This is a genomic window from Parasphingorhabdus sp. JC815 (genome assembly GCF_040717415.1).
In the GTDB taxonomy this organism is placed as follows: Bacteria; Pseudomonadota; Alphaproteobacteria; order Sphingomonadales; family Sphingomonadaceae; genus Parasphingorhabdus.
The window spans coordinates 1-2041 of sequence record NZ_JBFEFM010000012.1 but is presented as its reverse complement, the minus strand read 5'-3'; the positions used below and the strand labels follow the sequence as shown (position 1 = coordinate 2041).

Sequence of the window (2041 nt, the reverse complement as noted above, 5' to 3'; positions counted from 1 at the left end):
CCGGACAAATATAGGCCGCATGATTACACGCCACTTTATAGATGTTGAAGAGGACGGCAATCGCCGCAGAGTCCATTTTCGCAAGGTGGGCAATGGCCCTCCCTTGTTGATGGTCCATCAAAGCCCGCGCAGTTCAAAAGAATATGAAGACCTGATGTTGAAATGGGCTAAGCATTTCACCTGTATCGCGCCGGATACGCCGGGTTTCGGACAATCTGACGCCCTGCCCGGCGAACCGGAAATCAATGAATATGCAGATGCGGTAGTTGGTTTTCTGGATGCGCTAGGCATCGAAAAATGCGCGGCATACGGCTTTCATTCTGGCGGAATGATTCTGGTCACCGCCGTCAAACGCCACCCGAATCGGTTCTCGACTCTGGCCGTTGGCGGCTATGCAATCTGGACACCGGAAGAAGTATCTCTGTTTAGCGACAACTATTTGCCGGAATTCCATCCGTCAGCTTATGGCGAGCATTTGACCTGGCTCTGGAACCGGATTCTCGAGCAAAGCTGGTTCTTCCCCTGGTTTACGGCCAAGCATAGCGCCCGTCTGCCGGGTGCCCATGCCGACCCGGTCCGGGTGGACGCAGTGGTGCGTGAAATGCTAGACGCGGGCAATGCCTATCAGGCCGGCTACGGTGCTGTCTTGCGCGCGCCAAGAGATATTCCGGCGGCAGATACCGATGCCCCGCCCTGTCTCATCAGTGCTTATGACGGCGATCCGTTGCAAGCGCATATTGACCGGCTTGGTGAAATGCCGAAATCATGGTCCGCGCAAAAAGTGGCCACCCCGGCCGAACATCAAGCTGTCAGCCTTGCCCATCTTCTGGAAACTGACAATCCGGCATTGCCACCATTGAACGAGGCGCAGGATGAAGGCTTTACATTCATCGAAACCGCGCGTTTCAGCGGCCTGATCCACTGGAAAGGGGCGCGCGATGCAGACAAGCTCCTGCTCCATGCCCCCGCCGCCGCAATCGGTGCATCCATACCGCAGGGAAGCATAGCCATAGACGTGCCCGGACACGGCCTGTCAGGCGACTGGACGGGACAAGCTCCAACAGACTGGGCGGACTGGCAGGCGGTCATCGATGCAGTAGCAGCACAATTTGGGATTCAGGCCATAGTGACTCCATCTGTTCCATCAGGCGATCCGGATTGTCTCTACCCCGACCTGTCCCCCGACCGCTATGGCAACTATCTGACCAAAGCCTGGCAAATCGTCCGGGCTACCGAAATATTCGAACCATGGTATAAGGCCGGCAAAGACAATGCCCGCGCGTTCGAACCAGAGGTTTTAACCCCCGCAATACTGGCTAAACGGCATCTCGACCTGCTCAATGCCCGCGCGGCCAAACAATTTCACATAGCCCTGCAATCAAGATAAGGAGATTATCATGGGAATTAGAGAAGATATGCCACTTCTGGCTCGTCACGAAGGCGTCTGGGACGGTACCTACACATATTTTAACGCGCAGAATGAAAAAGTAGACGAGCATGCTTCGCGTTTGTTGTGCCGTTTTCCGGATGAGGGATCCGTGCCTTATCATCAAAGCAACTATTATACATGGGCAGATGGCAAGACCGAAAACCGGGAATTCCCAGCAGAATATCGGGACAAACGGGTTTGGTGGGACAACGAACTTATCAAAGGTTGGGCCGCAGAAGTGCCTCTGGACGAATATAACCGCACGGTAATGCTATATTGGCAGCGGCAGGGCGATCCTTCACTTTACCTCTACGAGCAGATCCAGATTTCGGATGATGGACAAAACCGCTGCCGTACATGGCACTGGATCCGCGATGGCATGCTTGAAACCCGCACCGCCATTCAGGAAAAACTGGTGACGAGGGACTGGCGCAAAGTTGACGCTGAAATGGGGAATTAAGACTGTCTACAATGCAATCTCTATTTGACAAACTGTGGGACAGCCATGTTGTTGCACAATTACCGGGCGGTGGCGATCTTATCGCCATCGACCGGGTATTCCTGCACGAGCGCACCGGCGCTGCTGCGTTAAATTCGCTGTCTGAAGCAGGG

General features: G+C 54.6%; 2 protein-coding genes. Both read left to right on the top strand.

The genetic code is table 11. The annotated features are described in order from the left end of the window. Positions 1-1387, top strand: a 1387-nt coding sequence (locus tag AB1K62_RS14610; RefSeq protein ID WP_367004695.1) for an alpha/beta fold hydrolase, incomplete at its 5' end; no start/stop codon positions are given. Between the two features lie 10 nt (positions 1388-1397). Next, complete coding sequence (locus AB1K62_RS14605; RefSeq protein WP_367004693.1) at positions 1398-1889, top strand: DUF3598 domain-containing protein; 492 nt, start codon at positions 1398-1400, stop codon at positions 1887-1889. The last annotated feature ends 152 nt before the right edge of the window (positions 1890-2041 follow it).

Excerpts from the sequence above, each read along its gene's own strand:
- AB1K62_RS14605 (WP_367004693.1), top strand. The coding sequence starts at position 1,398 with ATGGGAATTAGAGAAGATATGCCACTTCTGGCTCGTCACGAAGGCGTC.